The organism is Escherichia sp. KTE114 (assembly GCF_000407765.1).
Taxonomy (GTDB): Bacteria; Pseudomonadota; Gammaproteobacteria; order Enterobacterales; family Enterobacteriaceae; genus Escherichia; species Escherichia ruysiae.
Window position 1 is genome coordinate 1,136,946 of sequence record NZ_KE136626.1, and the last position, 18,618, is coordinate 1,155,563.

The window sequence follows — 18,618 nt, forward strand, 5'->3', positions numbered from 1 at the left end:
TGCGTCCGACCAGTACGCACACAATGGAGGGGAGTACCATAAAACTGTTCTCTACATAAGACAGAGTGATGGTGATGTGTTGATTATCGGCTTATATGCGCACAGGACGCGCTATGACGATGTTTTATGCGGGTACACCAATCACATATATCTGGTGTGATAAATCGCGTTACATGACCTCTCATGTTGTGCTGGTGGTTATCACGACGTTCTGAATCTGGCCTTTGCCTGGTATTTTGCGACAAGTACGCGCGCGTAGCATCGAAATAATCGGATGGCGTATGCTGCTGGTAATATGAAGACCGATAGCATTAACCGAAAGGAGAAAGACTTCTCGATAACGGCAAGATCGCGGCAAGGGGGCTGAATTGCGAGGCGAGATTAAGCAACTGTCTTGAACGTAAAAATCATGGAGCAACATGATGGTACGATTCATTCCATTCTTCGTTCTTTCTGAGCATTGCGTTCAGGCTTAGTCAAAATTAGTGTTGCGAGCGGACCTATTAGTAATTGTTAGTGCGATGCGCCTGTTATGGATTGTTATGGTTGTGGCAGGCCTGATTAATATCCAGTATGACCACCAGCTATGAGAAGCCACCTCAGTGGTTCGCAGTTGCAGGTTTGCACTCAGGTTCGCAGGGTTTTGGCTACTTTCACGTGCGAACCTGCAGAATTGCAAAGGACAACTAAGTCCTCTGGCCAACTCCCGGTTTATGAGCGACACAGTCCGCCTGGCGCATCGTTTTCGTCGAGTGCGCCCATCAGCTTGTCCATGGACTATCCACCACTCGATATTAAAGCTAATCATTGGTTGCCAGCCCGCGAATCAAGTTTATTCTGGATCCAAGCTTCAACCTCCTCAAGCGACCATCTAGCTGATCTACCAATTTTAACTGGCTGTGGAAACGTGCCCGTCTTAACCCATGAGTAGATTGCCGTTTTCTTGAAGCCCGTTCTGAGCATGACTTCGCTTAATTTGATAAGGCGCATAGAGGCTCCTCTGCTTTAGATTAAGCATAGTGACAATCTGGCTTTGGGCGGTATCCAAAAGCGAGGTATCCATGTTGGTATCCACCAAAACGCTGTTTACCAAAAAAGTTACCACCGGAACAGGACATTTTGAGCTGTAACTTAACACATAGCATATGGAGTTCACGTATAGACTTCACGCACAACGGCTCCGGCCAGTGAAGAATCACCCTGGCTGGCAATATAATGCCGATCACCATCAGAGGGGAATCCATGACACCACGAGAAATCGAGCTGCTGACCATTGCCAAGCTGGAGCATGACGGCCACCAGCTCAGCCCGGCAGAACTGCGGGAATTAAGGCGCCAGCTGGCAGAGGGCCCTGTAATAGCCAGGCGGTACCGCGAAATGATGACCAGCGCCGCTCCGTGCGCGGTGAGCAGCACCTAACCAGCACTAGACAAGCCCTGTGCTGGTGGATGTCCCTCATAATTAGCGGTTTTTAAACGGCGTGTTGGTTCACGGCCTCTTTTTGTTGGTTCAAAAATGGGGGGTGTTGGTTCACTTTTTGCGAATAATCCTTTTAAAAACAATACTCTTTACAAATTGAACCAACTGAACCAACTGAACCAACACCTTTTTGCTTATCTATATAGTCTGAGAGGCAGAAATGATGAGGGACAGGAAAGCTGAAGAGCTGGAGTCAAAAGGGCTATGCCGGAGAGCTGCCGCACGATGGGCAGAAGTCATGACGCTGGCAGATGGCGATAAAGAACGTGAACATGCAGCAAACAGACGCTCTGAATGTATCCGTAGGGCGGCACGCCCACCAGCAACTACAGACAGATTCGGAGATTTAAGACAGGCAGTTAAGCGAACTCATTCGGCTCTTGGTATGGATGAGGAAGCGAGAGGGTACTTCAGGCGTTATCGCGATAAAGATTGCCAGAGACAGTAATGCTCTCTCTGTTTTGGCAAATTACCCCTCACTTTGAAGGGATCGGAGCTATAAAAATGGTGTTATCCGGCTTCCTGCATTGCAGGTTTTCGAAAAAATCAATGGGTTAGGTCATCGTGCAAATTTGCACTCTGCCAGCCAACGCAATTTCTCGTTGGCGAAAATATCAGGTATTTACTGAACGAACGGTCTACCAGTCTATTCAGTTACCAGTTGCACATGGCTGTTTCATGTGAGAACGGAGGTTTTTTCGGACATCACTATTGGGTACAGCAATTTCACGAGCAATACGCGCGCGCAGGACAACAAGCCTGAACATGATTACACACCTCGATCGTGAGGGATGTAGACAATGGCTTCTGACCAAAGCACCCAAAAAAACCGTGTACATAAGGGTGTACATAATCAAAAACCGCATTATAAAGAAACCAGCCACAATGAGGCATTAAAGCCAACACTCTACAAACAGATTCAATCGAGTAAGCGGCATCGCATTGTAGGCCATTGTTAATTTCAGCGGCTCTACGTACATCTACCCAAAAAACGTCAAAAACCCCATACTTTTTCTAATGCATTTTTCTTAACACAACATCAGAAAAATGCATTAGCTTTGCAGAAAGTACCAATTTCACATAACTATAAATTATCAATCCAAACTCACCTTAAAAAATCTCAATCGTGACAATGTGCACAAATCGCTACCCTGCCAGACAGATTTTTAGGGAGAGAACCATGCTTTTACACATTTTGTATTTGGTTGGTATTACCGCCGAAGCCATGACGGGGGCGCTGGCGGCTGGGCGACGCCGAATGGATACATTTGGCGTAATTATCATTGCGACCGCCACCGCAATCGGTGGTGGCTCAGTGCGGGATATTCTTTTGGGCCACTATCCGCTCGGTTGGGTCAAGCATCCGGAATATGTGATTATTGTCGCCACAGCCGCCGTACTGACCACTATTGTTGCCCCGGTGATGCCTTATCTGCGCAAAGTCTTTCTGGTGCTTGATGCGCTCGGGCTGGTAGTTTTTTCTATTATTGGTGCACAAGTCGCGCTGGATATGGGGCACGGTCCGATCATTGCCGTTGTCGCGGCGGTGACGACCGGTGTGTTTGGCGGCGTTTTGCGCGATATGTTCTGTAAACGCATCCCGCTGGTCTTTCAGAAAGAGCTGTATGCTGGGGTTTCATTTGCCTCCGCCGTACTCTATATCGCGTTGCAACACTACGTCTCTAACCATGATGTGGTGATTATTTCCACTCTGGTGTTTGGCTTTTTCGCTCGCTTGCTGGCGCTGCGTCTTAAGCTGGGTTTACCCGTCTTTTACTACAGCCACGAAGGTCACTAAGGTACAAAACCTGTGATCTGCTGGGCAGCCAGCCAGTTGCCCAGCATCTTGATTTGCCCATTATCTTTCCATTCAATAAGTTGGCCGGCACGACGAGATCCTGTCTCTGGCAGTTGCCGCCAATGCTGTTCGCTTCTCTGCAAAACTTGCTCCCAGGTGCTGGAATCGCTGGCGTTAAGCGCCGCCTGGGTTAAGGGTATTCCCATTGCCATCACCCAGCGGGTAAAAGGCTGCTTACGTGCCAGATTAAACTGATGCCATAACTGCTCGCTTTTGCTTTTCGCTATCCCCGGCGTGTTCTGTAATTGCTCTGGCGTTAACTGAAGCCATGAAAAGATATGCTCAAAACGATGAGTCTGATGCAGCGCACGCCAGCCAGCTTCACCAATGCCGTCCAGACCCAAAACCTGTTTTGACCCCAGCCAGACTAGCCGTGAAACGAATTGCTCCTGACAAACATCAGAAGCAAAGTAGCAGGTCAACGAATTAAAGCGGTTTTCTGGCGGCATTGGTTTAGTACGTTCCGTTCCGCGCCAGACCACATCATCAATGCGTGGAATACCCTGACCGGCGAGACTGACGAGAATTTGATCGCCAGGCGCAATATCCCATTCCTGCCAGCGCCTGACGGAACCAATATTCACCCGCTGAACTTTTTTATCATCCAGCATGACAGGCGCGAGTGACGCCACCACCGATATTTTGCCGCTCTTACCCACCGCAAACTGAATCGCATTCACTTCGGCAACCTGTGCCACGGGTTGATATTTCCACGCCACCAACCAGTTCGCCTGACCCGGTAGCCAATGGATGGATTCGGGTTCTTTCGCCGCTCGCACAACGACACCATCGGTAACAAAGGGTAACGCTGTTTTCCACCACTCATTACGTATCCGCTCAACCTCATCAGCATTTTTTACTGCGCGAGTGTACATCTGCGTCAGACTAAACCCTGCGGCTGCAAGCTGTTGCAATCGCTCGGTCATTAACTGCGGTCCATCCGGCCACGCCCAGATAAACACGCCAAGTGAATTTTGCGCGTCAGTATTGTTCTGCCGCATCATCATGCCCGCGACTTTCGAGCACGCATTCATTCCCCCCATTTGTTGTTGGATATGCCCCTCACGCTGGAGAAATATTTCGCCCTGCAGCGTACTGTTGGCTAAAGGCCCGCTAACGGTTTGCGGCACAGAGGAAATTAAGCTAACTTTCTGCGTCCAGTCCTCGCCTTTCAGGCCATTGCCGCGACTGATTGCTTTGTTCAGTTTCCCGTCCCGATAAACCAGGGTTACCGCAACGCCATCAACTTTTGGCTGCACCCAAAGATCGCTGCGTTCACGCATCCACAGGCTTAACGCATTTTTATCCGCCATTTTACGTACGCCCGTATGTGCAACCGGATGGATAACCGTGCCGTTTAAAAGCGGCATCATGGCGTCACGATGCGTCTCTTCACCAAAACAACGTTGCCACTGCGTAAGACGGGCACTTATCTGATCGTAAACACTGTCTTCCACGTCGCTTTTCCCTAATTTCCAGTAATCATCGTCCCACTGTTTTATTTGTTGTTGCAGGCGGGAAATTTCTTCATGCGCTCTGGCGGGCGACCAGGCTGGGCAGACCGCCTGCGCCGATGATTGCCAGCACAAAATCCCCATTAACACCGCTATCCATACTTTCATCATCACCTCCGCTGTAGTCAGGCGGGCAGGTATACAACGTGGTGAATGTAAATCCGAGTGGCAAAAACGAAGTGTGCGAGGACGCTTCCAGAGAATCGTTCTGATTGCAGCAAATGACAGGGAATTGCGGAAACAGCTACGCAAAACGCAACAACTTTGCGCAAAAAGTATGAGCAAGGGCTACGTCACGTGACCGCGCCGTGTATAATAAGCTCGTATGTAGGCTTTATTTCGCTAATCACATACGAAAGATACTCATGGCTCAAGGCACGCTTTATATTGTTTCTGCCCCCAGTGGCGCGGGTAAATCCAGCCTGATTCAGGCTTTATTAAAAACCCAACCGTTGTATGACACCCAGGTTTCTGTTTCACACACCACGCGCGCACCGCGTCCAGGTGAAGTACACGGTGAGCATTACTTCTTTGTTAATCATGATGAATTTAAAGAGATGATTAGCAAAGATGCATTCCTTGAGCACGCGGAAGTGTTCGGTAATTACTATGGCACTTCGCGCGAAGCCATTGAGCAAGTACTGGCAAGTGGCGTAGATGTTTTTCTGGATATCGACTGGCAGGGCGCGCAACAAATTCGCCAGAAGATGCCACATGCGCGTAGTATCTTTATTTTACCGCCGTCCAAAATCGAGCTGGATCGCCGTCTACGCGGTCGCGGTCAGGACAGCGAAGAGGTCATTGCAAAGCGTATGGCGCAAGCAGTTGCAGAAATGAGCCATTACGCCGAATATGATTATTTGATTGTGAATGATGATTTTGACACCGCACTGGGTGATCTGAAGACCATTATTCGCGCCGAACGCTTGCGCATGAGTCGCCAAAAGCAACGTCATGACGCTTTAATCAGCAAATTGTTGGCAGACTGAACCTTCTTTCAGTATCATGCCCAGTCATTTCTTCACCTGTGGAGCTTTTTAAGTATGGCACGCGTAACTGTTCAGGACGCTGTAGAGAAAATTGGTAACCGTTTTGACCTGGTACTGGTCGCCGCGCGTCGCGCTCGTCAGATGCAGGTAGGCGGAAAGGATCCGCTAGTACCGGAAGAAAACGATAAAACCACAGTAATCGCGCTGCGCGAAATCGAAGAAGGTCTGATCAACAACCAGATCCTTGATGTTCGCGAACGCCAGGAACAGCAAGAGCAGGAAGCCGCTGAAATTCAAGCCGTTACCGCTATTGCTGAAGGTCGTCGTTAATCACAAAGCGGGTCGCCCTTGTATCTGTTTGAAAGCCTGAATCAACTGATTCAAAACTACCTGCCAGAAGACCAAATTAAGCGTCTGCGGCAGGCGTATCTCGTTGCACGTGATGCTCACGAGGGGCAAACACGTTCAAGCGGTGAACCCTATATCACGCACCCGGTAGCGGTTGCCTGCATTCTGGCCGAGATGAAACTCGACTATGAAACGCTGATGGCTGCCCTGCTGCATGACGTGATTGAAGATACTCCCGCCACCTACCAGGACATGGAACAGCTTTTTGGCAAAAGCGTCGCCGAGCTGGTAGAGGGGGTGTCGAAACTTGATAAACTCAAGTTTCGCGATAAGAAAGAGGCGCAGGCCGAAAACTTTCGCAAGATGATTATGGCGATGGTGCAGGATATCCGCGTCATCCTCATCAAACTCGCAGACCGTACCCACAACATGCGCACGCTGGGCTCACTTCGCCCAGACAAACGTCGCCGCATCGCCCGCGAAACTCTCGAAATTTACAGCCCGCTGGCACACCGTTTAGGTATCCACCACATTAAAACCGAACTCGAAGAGTTGGGTTTTGAGGCGCTGTATCCCAACCGTTACCGCGTAATTAAAGAAGTGGTGAAAGCCGCGCGCGGCAACCGTAAAGAGATGATCCAAAAAATCCTCTCTGAAATCGAAGGACGTTTGCAGGAAGCGGGAATACCGTGTCGCGTCAGTGGTCGCGAGAAACATCTTTATTCGATTTACTGCAAAATGGTGCTCAAAGAGCAGCGTTTTCACTCAATCATGGATATCTACGCCTTCCGCGTGATCGTCAATGATTCCGACACCTGTTATCGCGTGCTCGGTCAGATGCACAGCCTGTATAAGCCGCGTCCAGGTCGCGTGAAAGACTACATCGCCATTCCAAAAGCGAACGGTTATCAGTCTTTGCACACCTCAATGATTGGCCCCCACGGCGTTCCGGTTGAAGTCCAGATCCGTACCGAAGATATGGATCAAATGGCGGAGATGGGTGTTGCCGCACACTGGGCTTATAAAGAGCACGGCGAGACCAGCACCACTGCGCAAATCCGCGCCCAGCGTTGGATGCAGAGCCTGCTGGAGCTTCAGCAGAGCGCCGGTAGCTCATTTGAATTTATCGAGAGCGTTAAATCCGATCTCTTCCCGGATGAGATTTACGTTTTCACACCGGAAGGACGCATTGTCGAACTGCCTGCCGGTGCCACGCCTGTTGACTTCGCGTACGCGGTGCATACCGATATCGGTCATGCCTGCGTGGGTGCGCGAGTTGATCGTCAGCCTTACCCGCTGTCGCAGCCACTCTCCAGCGGACAAACCGTTGAAATCATTACCGCACCGGGCGCTCGCCCGAATGCCGCCTGGCTGAACTTTGTCGTCAGCTCGAAAGCACGCGCCAAAATTCGCCAGTTGCTGAAAAACCTCAAGCGTGATGATTCCGTCAGTCTGGGTCGTCGCCTGCTCAACCACGCGTTGGGTGGCAGCCGTAAGCTGAATGAAATCCCGCAGGAAAATATTCAGCGCGAACTGGATCGCATGAAACTGGCGACGCTTGACGATTTGCTGGCAGAAATCGGTCTTGGCAATGCAATGAGCGTAGTGGTAGCGAAGAATCTCCAGCAGGGAGACGGTTCCATTCCACCAGCAACCCAAAGCCACGGGCATCTGCCGATTAAAGGCGCTGATGGCGTGTTGATCACTTTTGCGAAATGCTGCCGCCCTATTCCCGGCGACCCGATCATCGCCCATGTTAGCCCCGGTAAAGGTCTGGTGATCCACCATGAGTCCTGCCGTAATATCCGTGGCTATCAGAAAGAGCCAGAGAAGTTTATGGCTGTGGAATGGGATAAAGAGACGGCGCAGGAGTTCATTACTGAAATCAAGGTGGAAATGTTCAATCATCAGGGTGCGCTGGCAAACCTGACAGCGGCGATCAACACCACCAATTCCAATATTCAAAGTTTGAATACGGAAGAGAAAGATGGTCGCGTCTACAGTGCCTTTATTCGCCTGACCGCCCGGGATCGCGTACATCTGGCAAATATCATGCGCAAAATCCGTGTGATGCCAGACGTGATTAAAGTCACCCGAAACAGAAATTAATGTTTTATGAACCCAACACGTTATGCACGCATCTGTGAAATGCTCGCCAGGCGGCAGCCTGATCTGACCGTCTGCATGGAACAGGTTCACAAACCCCATAACGTTTCTGCGATCATTCGTACCGCAGATGCCGTTGGCGTACATGAAGTTCATGCCGTCTGGCCTGGCAGCCGGATGCGCACTATGGCCTCGGCTGCGGCTGGCAGCAACAGTTGGGTACAGGTGAAAACGCACCGCACCATTGGCGATGCTGTCGCCCATCTGAAAGGCCAGGGAATGCAGATTCTGGCTACACATCTTTCTGATAACGCCGTCGATTTCCGCGAAATTGATTACACCCGCCCGACCTGTATTTTGATGGGTCAGGAGAAAACGGGCATCACGCAGGAAGCGTTAGCACTGGCGGATCAGGACATCATCATTCCGATGATCGGCATGGTGCAGTCGCTGAACGTCTCCGTCGCATCAGCACTCATTCTTTACGAAGCCCAGCGTCAGCGGCAAAACGCTGGCATGTATCTGCGTGAAAACAGCATGTTACCGGAAGCAGAACAACAACGCCTGCTGTTTGAAGGCGGCTATCCGGTATTGGCGAAAGTCGCAAAACGCAAAGGTCTGCCCTACCCCCACGTCAATCAGCAAGGTGAAATTGAAGCCGATGCTAACTGGTGGGCCACCATGCAGGCTGCAGGGTAAGCGCCATGAAAGGTCGCCTGTTAGATGCTGTCCCGCTCAGTTCCCTAACGGGCGTTGGCGCGGCGCAAAGTAACAAGCTGGCGAAAATCAACCTGCATACCGTGCAGGACTTACTGTTACACCTTCCTCTGCGCTACGAAGATCGCACCCATCTCTACCCCATCGGTGAGCTACTGCCGGGCGTTTATGCCACGGTGGAAGGCGAAGTGCTGAACTGTAATATCTCCTTCGGCGGTCGGCGGATGATGACCTGCCAGATTAGCGACGGTTCCGGCATTCTCACCATGCGCTTTTTCAATTTCAGCGCGGCGATGAAAAATAGCCTGGCGACGGGCCGCCGCGTGCTGGCCTACGGCGAAGCAAAGCGCGGCAAATATGGCGCGGAGATGATCCATCCGGAATATCGCGTACAGGGTGATCTCAGTACCCCGGAGCTACAGGAAACGCTTACGCCGGTTTACCCAACGACTGAAGGCGTTAAACAGGCAACGCTGCGTAAATTAACCGACCAGGCGCTGGATCTGCTCGACACCTGCGCTATTGAAGAACTGTTGCCGCCGGAACTGTCACAAGGGATGATGACGCTGCCGGAAGCCTTGAGAACGCTGCATCGCCCGCCGCCGACACTGCAACTTAGCGATCTGGAAAGCGGGCAGCATCCGGCACAACGTCGTCTGATTCTGGAAGAACTACTGGCGCACAACCTCAGTATGCTGGCGTTACGCGCTGGAGCACAACGTTTTCATGCCCAACCGCTTAGCGCCAATGACGCGCTGAAAAATAAACTCCTTGCCGCCTTACCGTTCAAACCAACGGGCGCTCAGGCACGTGTGGTGGCGGAGATCGAGCGCGATATGGCGCTGGATGTTCCCATGATGCGTCTGGTACAAGGCGATGTAGGTTCCGGTAAAACGCTGGTTGCTGCCCTCGCCGCGCTGCGTGCAATTGCTCACGGTAAACAGGTGGCGCTGATGGCACCAACCGAGTTGCTCGCCGAACAGCACGCCAATAACTTTCGCAACTGGTTTGAGCCACTGGGTATTGAAGTGGGCTGGCTGGCTGGCAAGCAGAAAGGTAAAGCGCGACTGGCGCAGCAGGAAGCCATCGCCAACGGTCAGGTGCAGATGATTGTCGGCACTCACGCCATCTTCCAGGAACAGGTACAGTTTAACGGCCTGGCGCTGGTGATCATCGACGAACAGCATCGTTTCGGTGTGCATCAGCGTCTGGCATTGTGGGAAAAAGGCCAGCAGCAAGGCTTCCATCCTCATCAGTTGATCATGACCGCCACGCCGATCCCCCGCACGCTGGCAATGACCGCCTATGCCGATCTCGATACCTCGGTCATTGATGAACTGCCGCCAGGGCGTACACCAGTGACGACAGTGGCAATCCCGGATACGCGTCGTAACGACATCATTGACCGCGTGCGTCACGCCTGCATGACTGAAGGACGTCAGGCTTACTGGGTTTGTACGTTGATTGAAGAGTCAGAGTTACTGGAAGCGCAGGCAGCGGAAGCTACCTGGGAAGAGTTGAAATTGGCGTTGCCGGAACTGAACGTTGGCCTGGTACATGGGCGTATGAAACCTGCCGAGAAACAGGCGGTGATGGCGTCGTTTAAACAAGGCGAGTTACACCTGTTGGTTGCCACTACCGTCATTGAAGTCGGCGTTGATGTGCCTAACGCCAGCCTGATGATTATCGAAAACCCGGAGCGCCTGGGTCTGGCGCAGTTACACCAGCTTCGCGGGCGCGTGGGGCGTGGCGCGGTGGCTTCTCACTGCGTGCTGCTCTACAAAACGCCGCTCTCCAAAACGGCGCAAATTCGCCTGCAAGTGCTGCGTGACAGCAGCGACGGGTTTGTGATTGCACAAAAAGATTTGGAGATTCGCGGCCCTGGTGAATTGTTAGGTACGCGTCAGACGGGTAATGCCGAATTTAAAGTGGCAGATTTATTGCGCGATCAGGCCATGATCCCAGAAGTTCAGCGCCTGGCACGACATATTCACGAACGTTATCCGCAGCAGGCAAAAGCCCTGATAGAACGCTGGATGCCGGAGACGGAACGCTACTCGAACGCATAAAGACGGCGGAGAGAAGACCGCCGTTTCAGATTGATTACCTTCCTGCCGGATGCGGCGTGAACGCCTTATCCGGCCCACAAAAAAACTCACAAAATCAATAAATTGAGAATCATTACGCAGGCCAGATAAGCGAAGAGTATCAGGCAGTTGTCTTTGTTGCGGCGGCACACATACCGCCGCTTCATCGGTTACCCCGCAAAAATCGGCAACATCAAATACAGCTTAATCACCAGGGCGTTAACGATATCGATAAAGAACGCACCGACCATCGGCACCACCAGGAAGGCCATGTGCGACGGGCCAAAACGTTCGGTGATCGCCTGCATGTTGGCGATTGCCGTTGGCGTTGCACCAAGGCCAAAACCACAGTGACCCGCAGCCAGCACCGCCGCATCGTAGTTTTTGCCCATCATGCGCCAGGTGACGAAGATAGCGTACAACGCCATGAAGATAGTCTGTGCGACCAGAATCGCCAGCATCGGCAGCGCCAGCGAAGCCAGCTCCCACAGCTTCAGCCCCATCAACGCCATCGCCAGGAACAACGACAGGCTTACGTTACCCAGAACCGATACCGCACGCTCAAAGACACGGTAAAAGCCCATCATGGACAAACCGTTGCTCAGAATCACGCCCACAAAAAGCACGCAAACGAAGGTTGGCAATTCAAAAGCGGTGCCAGCCAAAAGTTGCGCAACAATTTTCCCCACCGTCAGACAGATAGCAATCAGCGCGATGGTTTCAATTAGTACCAGCGAAGTGATCATGCGCCCCACGTCCGGCTTTTCAAATGCGGTGGGGACTTCCTGGTCATCCGGAATACCGTTCGGCGTGGTGGAGTGCTTCACCAGATACCGCGCCACCGGCCCCCCAATCAAGCCGCCCAGCACCAGACCAAAAGTTGCACAGGCCATCGCCACTTCCGTCGCGTTGGTGAAGCCATAACGTTCAATGAACAATTTACTCCACGCAGCTCCCGTACCGTGTCCGCCAGAAAGCGTAATAGAACCAGCCAGCAGCCCCATCAGCGGATCAAGCCCTAACAGGCTTGCCATCCCAATGCCGATAGCATTTTGCATCACCAACAGGCCAACAACCACGATGAGGAAAATCCCCACCACACGCCCACCGGCACGCAGGCTGGCAATATTGGCATTCAGACCAATGGTTGCGAAGAATGCCAGCATCAACGGATCGCGCAGGGACATATCAAAATTGACTTCCCAGCCCATACTTTTTTTCAGCACCAGCAGCGCCAGTGCCACCAGCAACCCTCCGGCAACTGGTTCAGGTATGGTGTATTTCTTCAGAAAGGAGACGGAATGGACCAACTTGCGCCCGAGCAGCAACGTCAGCGTTGCAGCAACAAGCGTTGCTAAAGTATCGAGATGAAACATAGTTACTCCTTTGTGTCCGCACCACTCTTTCACACTCGTCATACTTCATCGCGCATGTGCATTAGGGCGAAATATGACGAGTATCGAGTCATGCTATCCCGGTTCGAATTCTCAGCTGAAAATAAAAAAATGGCATGGATTTTAAGCAGAAAACAACCAAAAGTTATATAAAAAAGTGCATTTATCGCATTTAAATATTTAGAAGAATGCATGGCAAACGTTTGCTTTTACCTTTCGGTCAGCTAAAATGCCCGCTTTGCCACCACGGGATTGTTTTCGATGTCTGTTTCCACCCTAGAGTCAGAAAATGCGCAACCGGTTGCGCAGACTCAAAACAGCGAACTGATTTATCGTCTTGAAGATCGTCCGCCGCTTGCTCAAACTCTGTTTGCCGCCTGTCAGCATCTGCTGGCGATGTTTGTCGCGGTAATCACGCCAGCACTGTTAATTTGCCAGGCGCTGGGTTTACCAGCACAGGACACGCAACACATTATTAGTATGTCGCTGTTTGCCTCCGGTGTGGCGTCGATTATTCAGATTAAAGCCTGGGGGCCGGTTGGTTCCGGGTTGTTGTCTATTCAGGGCACCAGCTTTAACTTCGTTGCCCCGCTGATTATGGGTGGAACGGCACTGAAGACTGGTGGCGCCGATGTTCCAACCATGATGGCGGCGCTCTTCGGCACACTGATGCTGGCAAGCTGCACCGAAATGGTAATCTCCCGCGTTTTGCACCTGGCGCGCCGCATTATTACGCCGCTGGTTTCTGGCGTAGTGGTGATGATTATCGGCCTGTCGCTAATACAGGTTGGGTTAACGTCCATTGGCGGCGGTTATGCGGCCATGAACGATAACACCTTTGGCGCACCGAAAAATCTGCTGCTGGCGGGTGTGGTCTTAGCTTTAATCATTCTGCTTAACCGTCAACGTAACCCTTACTTACGCGTGGCCTCGCTGGTGATTGCGATGGCAGCCGGATATGCGCTGGCGTGGTTTATGGGCATGTTGCCAGAAAGCAACGAGCCGATGACGCAAGAACTGATTATGGTGCCAACACCGCTCTATTACGGGCTTGGTATTGAATGGAGTCTGCTGTTGCCGCTGATGCTGGTCTTTATGATCACCTCTCTGGAAACTATTGGCGATATCACCGCCACCTCCGACGTTTCCGAACAACCGGTTTCTGGTCCGCTGTACATGAAACGTCTGAAAGGCGGCGTGCTGGCGAATGGCCTGAACTCGTTTGTGTCGGCGGTGTTTAACACCTTCCCGAACTCCTGCTTCGGGCAGAACAACGGGGTGATCCAGTTGACCGGTGTTGCCAGCCGGTATGTCGGTTTTGTCGTTGCGCTGATGCTGATTGTGCTCGGCCTGTTCCCGGCTGTGAGCGGTTTTGTGCAGCATATTCCGGAGCCGGTACTTGGCGGCGCTACGCTGGTGATGTTTGGTACTATCGCCGCATCCGGTGTGCGTATCGTTTCTCGTGAGCCACTGAACCGTCGAGCCATTCTGATTATTGCTCTGTCACTGGCGGTCGGTCTGGGCGTGTCTCAGCAACCGCTGATTTTACAGTTTGCCCCTGACTGGCTGAAAAACCTGCTCTCCTCCGGGATCGCCGCTGGCGGTATCACTGCCATTGTGCTGAACCTGATTTTCCCGCCAGAAAAACAGTAATCCACTCGCGGCGGTAAAATTCTTTACCGCCGTAGCAACTCGCTTTCTCCATTCCCGCCTTGAGGAATGCGCGTAAATCGTGCATAACTCCCTTATGTGCATTTCACGGGATGGAAGACCATGAAATTTATTGGGAAGCTGCTTCTCTACATTTTCATCGCGCTATTCGTGGCGATCGCTGGCCTCTATTTCCTGCTGCAAACCCGCTGGGGAGCAGAGCATATCAGCGCATGGATATCCAGGAATAGCGACTATCATTTGACCTTCGGGGCGATGGATCACCGCTTTTCCGCGCCATCTCATATCGTGCTGGAGAACATCACATTCGGTCGCGATGGTCAACCCGCCACTCTGGTGGCGAAAAGTGTCGATATTGCGCTAAGTAGTCGACAACTGAGCGAACCACGCCATGTTGATACTATCCTGCTGGAAAACGGGACGCTGAATCTCACCGACCAGACCGCGCCGCTACCGTTCAAAGCGGATCGTCTGCAACTGCGTGATATGGCGTTTAACAGCCCCAATAGCGAGTGGAATCTCAGCGCACAGCGAGTAAATGGCGGCGTCGTTCCGTGGTCGCCGGAAGCCGGTAAAGTTCTGGGCACGAAGGCTCAAATTCAGTTCAGTGCCGGCTCTCTGTCGCTCAACGATGTTGCTGCTACCAATGTACTGATTGAAGGCACTATTGATAACGATCGCGTCACGCTTACGAATCTGGGCGCCGATATCGCCCGTGGTTCATTAACCGGTAATGCGCAGCGTAATGCCGATGGTAGCTGGCAGGTGGAAAATCTGCGCCTGGCTGATATCCGTCTGCAAAGCGAAAAATCTCTGACCGATTTCTTTGCACCTTTGCGCTCTGTCCCGTCGTTGCAGATTGGTCGCCTTGAAGTGATCGACGCTCGCCTGCAAGGTCCGGACTGGGCGGTGACCGACCTCGATCTCAGCTTGCGCAACATGACCTTCATTAAAGATGACTGGCAGACGCAGGAAGGCAAGCTGTCAATGAACGCCAGCGAGTTTATTTATGGTTCGCTGCATTTATTTGACCCGATTATGAACGCGGAGTTTTCCCCACAGGGCGTGGCGCTTCGCCAGTTCACCAGCCGCTGGGAAGGCGGAATGGTCCGAACGTCAGGGAACTGGCAACGCGACGGGAAAACGCTGATCCTCGACGATGCAGCGATTGTCGGGCTGGAATATACCTTGCCGAAAAACTGGCAACAGTTGTGGATGGAAACGACCCCAGGCTGGTTAAACCGCCTGCTACTGAAGAGATTCAGCGCCAGCCGCAACCTGATCATTGATATCGATCCGAACTTCCCGTGGCAGCTCACTGCGCTGGATGGTTATGGCGCGAATCTGACGCTGGTTGCCGATCATAAGTGGGGCGTCTGGAGTGGCACGGCGAACCTGAATGCCGCCGCCGCAACGTTCAATCGTGTCGACGTTCGTCGCCCGTCGCTGGCGCTAACCGCCAATAGCAGCACGGTGAATATCAGCGAACTTAGCGCGTTTACCGAGAAAGGCATTCTTGAAGCTACTGCCAGCGTCTCACAAACGCCGCAGCGCCAGACCCATATCAGCCTGAACGGACGCGGTGTGCCGATGAACATTTTGCAACAGTGGGGATGGCCAGAGTTACCGATTACGGGCGATGGCAATATTCAGCTCACCGCCAGCGGCGATATTCAGACCGATGTACCGCTAAAACCTACGGTTAACGGACAACTCCATGCTGTGAACGCAGAAAAGCAGCAGGTAACCCAAACCATGAATGCTGGCGTCGTTTCCAGTGGCGAAGTCACGTCAACGGAGCCAGTGCAGTAAAAATCAATCTCGCCGGGCACGACATAGCCGTACCCGGCATTTTTTCAACAAATTACAGCATAATTGTCAGTGAGTTACCCACTGGCGACACCACCACACCCAACTCAGTTTCGGTCTGCGAACCGCCTTGCAAACCATTTACTTTCGCAATATTACGCAAGCATAGTGTCCAGTTCTTCGCCTCGCCCGCGCCTGTCACGATAATCGTATTTTCAGTACGCGCCGCTTTCAGGGTGAAGATCACCGAACCGTCGGCGGCGGGCACTTCACAGACAGCTTCACGCCCGTCTTGCAGATTAAAAAGCTGGAAAGCCGTGCCTTCATGCCACGCGTAGTCGGGGCGTTGATCATTGTTCCCCAGCGCCAGTAAGGTGTTGTCACGCACGTAAACCGGCAAACTAAGAAAATCATGCTGCTGTTTATGCCAACGGCTGCCTTCTGTTTCATCGTTATGCCACAGATGCGTCCAGCGACCTTCTGGCAGGTAAAACTGTACATCGCCCGCTTCAGAGAACACTGGCGCAACCATCACGCTGTCGCCCAACATATATTGACGGTCAAGATAATCACAGGCTGGATCGTCCGGGAACTCCATCACCATTGCGCGCATCATCGGCGTACCCAGCGCGTTAGCACGAGCGGCTTCGCGGTACAGATACGGCATCATGCGGCATTTAAGCTGTGTGAAATGGCGCACGACATCGCAGGATTCATCATCATAGGCCCACGGCACACGATAAGATTTGCTGCCATGCAAACGGCTATGGCTGGAGAGCAAACCAAATGCGCACCAGCGTTTGTAAACGTGTGCCGGAGCGGTATTCTCAAAGCCACCGATATCGTGGCTCCAGAAACCAAAACCGGAAAGGCCAATAGATAACCCGCCGCGCAGGCTTTCCGCCATCGATTCGTAATTGGCGTAGCAGTCTCCGCCCCAGTGCACGGGAAATTGCTGTGCGCCCACAGAAGCGGAACGGGCAAACAGGACGGCCTCTTCCTCACCGACAGTGTCTTTCAGGACGTTCCATACCAGTTCGTTGTAGATGTACGCATAATGATTATGCATTTTCTGCGGATCGGAACCGTCAAACCACTGAACGTCTGTTGGAATACGTTCGCCAAAGTCGGTCTTAAAGCAATCGACGCCCATCGCTACCAGGCCTTTCAGTTTATCGGCGTACCATTTGCAGGCATCTGGGTTGGTAAAATCATAAATCGCCAGGCCTGGCTGCCATTTATCCCATTGCCATAACGAGCCGTCCGGGCGTTTGAGTAAATATCCTTTCTCTTGCAACTCTTTAAATACCGGCGATTTTTGCCCTATATAAGGGTTAATCCAGACGCAGATTTTCAGCCCTTTCGCTTTCAGGCGGCGAATCATCCCTTCCGGGTCAGGGAAAGTGACCGGATCCCACTCAAAATCGCACCACTGGAAGGCTTTCATCCAGAAACAGTCGAAGTGGAAAACATGTAGCGGCAGATTACGTTCCGCCATGCCGTCGATAAAGCTGTTTACCGTAGCTTCGTCATAATTAGTGGTAAATGAAGTCGTTAACCACAAACCAAAGGACCATGCTGGCGGCAGTGCCGGACGCCCGGTAAAACGGGTATAACGATCGAGCACCGCTTTCGGCGTCGGGCCATCGATAACAAAGTATTCGAGATATTCACCCTCGACGCTGAACTGCACTTTGGAGACTTTCTCCGCTCCCACTTCAAACGAGACGCACTGCGGATGATTGACCAGTACGCCGTAGCCACGATTAGTCATGTAGAACGGAATATTTTTGTACGCCTGTTCGGTGCTGGTGCCGCCGTCACGGTTCCAGGTTTCCACCGTCTGACCGTTACGCACCAGCGCGGTGAAGCGTTCCCCCAGACCGTAAACGGTTTCACCAACACCGAGATCCAGGCGCTCAAACATGTAGTTACGATGGGTATTGGTATCCTGCACATAGCCGTTATTTTTCAACTGGCTACCGGTAATACGCACGCCATTACGCAGAAAATCGAGCGACCAGAATTCTCCTTTGGTAACGCGAACACTCAAATTACCGCTCTTCAGCTCGGCATATTCAACCGTGTTTTGCATCTCCACGGGAACATCATGCAACACATTAAGCGGGTAGTGCGGACCGTTATCCCGCGCCCCTTGAAAATGCTCAATCCGCACGCCAACCACACCTTCCTGAGGTGAAAAAAAGCGCAGCGTAAACAGTGGCGTATCCAACTGCCAGGTACGCTCCCGCACATCACGCGGCGCGGCATAAACCACCATCTCCTTTCCCCGCTGCTCAACATCAAAAACCTGGATGGGGTGAATCAAATTAAGACCAGGTTGAATAAGCCAGTTTCCATCGCTGATTTTCATAATCCGTTCCTTTCGTTCTGAAATTTTTGTTACCGCAAGCATGACAAGTGAAGAAGGCGCCAGTCAGACAGCCCGAAAGTAAACCATCCTTAAGAGTGCGGATATTGCTATTTTTTGTTATCAACTTACGTTTCTTGTTTTCTGTGATCGCGGTAGCGCCAAAATGTAACTTATGGATTTGCTGAAGGTTTCTGTGAAAGGGATCATGGCAAGACGAAACGATACGGAAAAAAGTGTGATGGGGGATGTGATAAGGCGAGGAAGTAGCTATA

General features: G+C 52.0%; 14 protein-coding genes. 9 read left to right on the forward strand and 5 right to left on the reverse strand.

The window, feature by feature from the left end; genetic code table 11:
• Positions 1-804: 804 nt before the first annotated feature.
• The gene (locus WC5_RS15285) at positions 805-990 is read right to left on the reverse strand and encodes a helix-turn-helix transcriptional regulator (RefSeq protein WP_001236873.1); all 186 of its coding nucleotides are present in this window, start codon (positions 988-990) and stop codon (positions 805-807) included.
• Positions 991-1,152: 162 nt separating this feature from the next.
• Positions 1,153-1,290, reverse strand: a complete 138-nt coding sequence (locus tag WC5_RS25535) for a hypothetical protein (protein WP_168246606.1) — start codon at positions 1,288-1,290, stop codon at positions 1,153-1,155.
• A 349-nt stretch (positions 1,291-1,639) separates the two neighbouring features.
• Between WC5_RS25535 and WC5_RS15275 the strand changes: the two genes are divergently transcribed.
• Complete coding sequence (locus WC5_RS15275) at positions 1,640-1,927, forward strand: PerC family transcriptional regulator (RefSeq protein WP_016231514.1); 288 nt, start codon at positions 1,640-1,642, stop codon at positions 1,925-1,927.
• A gap of 732 nt (positions 1,928-2,659) precedes the next feature.
• The gene (locus tag WC5_RS15270) at positions 2,660-3,277 is read left to right on the forward strand and encodes a trimeric intracellular cation channel family protein (RefSeq protein ID WP_000924289.1); all 618 of its coding nucleotides are present in this window, start codon (positions 2,660-2,662) and stop codon (positions 3,275-3,277) included.
• Here WC5_RS15270 and ligB read toward each other — a convergent pair.
• A complete protein-coding gene (gene ligB / locus WC5_RS15265) occupies positions 3,274-4,959 on the reverse strand; it encodes an NAD-dependent DNA ligase LigB (RefSeq protein WP_010352589.1) in 1,686 nt (561 codons plus the stop codon). The two genes, WC5_RS15270 and ligB, sit on opposite strands and share 4 nt — an antisense overlap.
• A 257-nt stretch (positions 4,960-5,216) precedes the next feature.
• On the opposite strand from ligB, the gene gmk reads away from it, so the two are divergent.
• Genes gmk through recG form a run of 5 tightly spaced genes read left to right on the forward strand, consistent with a single transcriptional unit; the run spans position 5,217 to position 11,080 of the window.
• The gene (gene gmk, locus WC5_RS15260; protein WP_010352591.1) at positions 5,217-5,840 is read left to right on the forward strand and encodes a guanylate kinase; all 624 of its coding nucleotides are present in this window, start codon (positions 5,217-5,219) and stop codon (positions 5,838-5,840) included.
• 54 nt (positions 5,841-5,894) lie between these two features.
• The gene (gene rpoZ / locus WC5_RS15255; protein WP_000135057.1) at positions 5,895-6,170 is read left to right on the forward strand and encodes a DNA-directed RNA polymerase subunit omega; all 276 of its coding nucleotides are present in this window, start codon (positions 5,895-5,897) and stop codon (positions 6,168-6,170) included.
• Positions 6,171-6,188: 18 nt separating this feature from the next.
• Entirely contained in the window at positions 6,189-8,297 is a 2,109-nt protein-coding gene (gene spoT, locus WC5_RS15250; protein WP_000280472.1) for a bifunctional GTP diphosphokinase/guanosine-3',5'-bis pyrophosphate 3'-pyrophosphohydrolase, read from the forward strand.
• 6 nt (positions 8,298-8,303) lie between these two features.
• Positions 8,304-8,993 (forward strand): tRNA (guanosine(18)-2'-O)-methyltransferase TrmH, encoded by a 690-nt coding sequence (gene trmH, locus WC5_RS15245; RefSeq protein ID WP_001070180.1) that lies wholly within the window; start codon positions 8,304-8,306, stop codon positions 8,991-8,993.
• Positions 8,994-8,998: 5 nt separating this feature from the next.
• Positions 8,999-11,080, forward strand: coding sequence for an ATP-dependent DNA helicase RecG (gene recG / locus WC5_RS15240; protein WP_000678473.1), 2,082 nt, complete (start codon positions 8,999-9,001; stop codon positions 11,078-11,080).
• Positions 11,081-11,268: 188 nt separating this feature from the next.
• Here recG and gltS read toward each other — a convergent pair whose 3' ends face one another.
• On the reverse strand, positions 11,269-12,474 hold the full coding sequence (gene gltS / locus WC5_RS15235) for a sodium/glutamate symporter (RefSeq protein ID WP_000468835.1): 1,206 nt from the start codon (positions 12,472-12,474) through the stop codon (positions 11,269-11,271).
• Positions 12,475-12,753: 279 nt separating this feature from the next.
• On the opposite strand from gltS, the gene xanP reads away from it, so the two are divergent.
• Together xanP and WC5_RS15225 are read left to right on the forward strand one after the other, a co-directional pair.
• Positions 12,754-14,145, forward strand: coding sequence for a xanthine/proton symporter XanP (gene xanP, locus WC5_RS15230; RefSeq protein WP_010352595.1), 1,392 nt, complete (start codon positions 12,754-12,756; stop codon positions 14,143-14,145).
• Between the two features lie 120 nt (positions 14,146-14,265).
• Positions 14,266-15,975: an AsmA family protein gene (locus WC5_RS15225; RefSeq protein ID WP_016231518.1), complete on the forward strand. Its 1,710-nt coding sequence runs from the start codon at positions 14,266-14,268 to the stop codon at positions 15,973-15,975.
• A 52-nt stretch (positions 15,976-16,027) separates the two neighbouring features.
• On the opposite strand, the gene yicI is transcribed toward WC5_RS15225, so the two are convergent.
• The gene (yicI, locus tag WC5_RS15220) at positions 16,028-18,346 is read right to left on the reverse strand and encodes an alpha-xylosidase (RefSeq protein WP_000702870.1); all 2,319 of its coding nucleotides are present in this window, start codon (positions 18,344-18,346) and stop codon (positions 16,028-16,030) included.
• Positions 18,347-18,618: the final 272 nt, after the last annotated feature.

Coding starts and splice junctions, on each gene's coding strand:
- WC5_RS15270 (WP_000924289.1), top strand. CDS start 2,660: ATGCTTTTACACATTTTGTATTTGGTTGGTATTACCGCCGAAGCCATG.
- WC5_RS15275 (WP_016231514.1), top strand. CDS start 1,640: ATGATGAGGGACAGGAAAGCTGAAGAGCTGGAGTCAAAAGGGCTATGC.
- WC5_RS15225 (WP_016231518.1), top strand. CDS start 14,266: ATGAAATTTATTGGGAAGCTGCTTCTCTACATTTTCATCGCGCTATTC.
- WC5_RS15285 (WP_001236873.1), bottom strand. CDS start 990: ATGCGCCTTATCAAATTAAGCGAAGTCATGCTCAGAACGGGCTTCAAG.
- yicI (WP_000702870.1), bottom strand. CDS start 18,346: ATGAAAATCAGCGATGGAAACTGGCTTATTCAACCTGGTCTTAATTTG.
- recG (WP_000678473.1), top strand. CDS start 8,999: ATGAAAGGTCGCCTGTTAGATGCTGTCCCGCTCAGTTCCCTAACGGGC.
- rpoZ (WP_000135057.1), top strand. CDS start 5,895: ATGGCACGCGTAACTGTTCAGGACGCTGTAGAGAAAATTGGTAACCGT.
- ligB (WP_010352589.1), bottom strand. CDS start 4,959: ATGAAAGTATGGATAGCGGTGTTAATGGGGATTTTGTGCTGGCAATCA.
- trmH (WP_001070180.1), top strand. CDS start 8,304: ATGAACCCAACACGTTATGCACGCATCTGTGAAATGCTCGCCAGGCGG.
- WC5_RS25535 (WP_168246606.1), bottom strand. CDS start 1,290: ATGCTCCAGCTTGGCAATGGTCAGCAGCTCGATTTCTCGTGGTGTCAT.
- gltS (WP_000468835.1), bottom strand. CDS start 12,474: ATGTTTCATCTCGATACTTTAGCAACGCTTGTTGCTGCAACGCTGACG.
- gmk (WP_010352591.1), top strand. CDS start 5,217: ATGGCTCAAGGCACGCTTTATATTGTTTCTGCCCCCAGTGGCGCGGGT.
- xanP (WP_010352595.1), top strand. CDS start 12,754: ATGTCTGTTTCCACCCTAGAGTCAGAAAATGCGCAACCGGTTGCGCAG.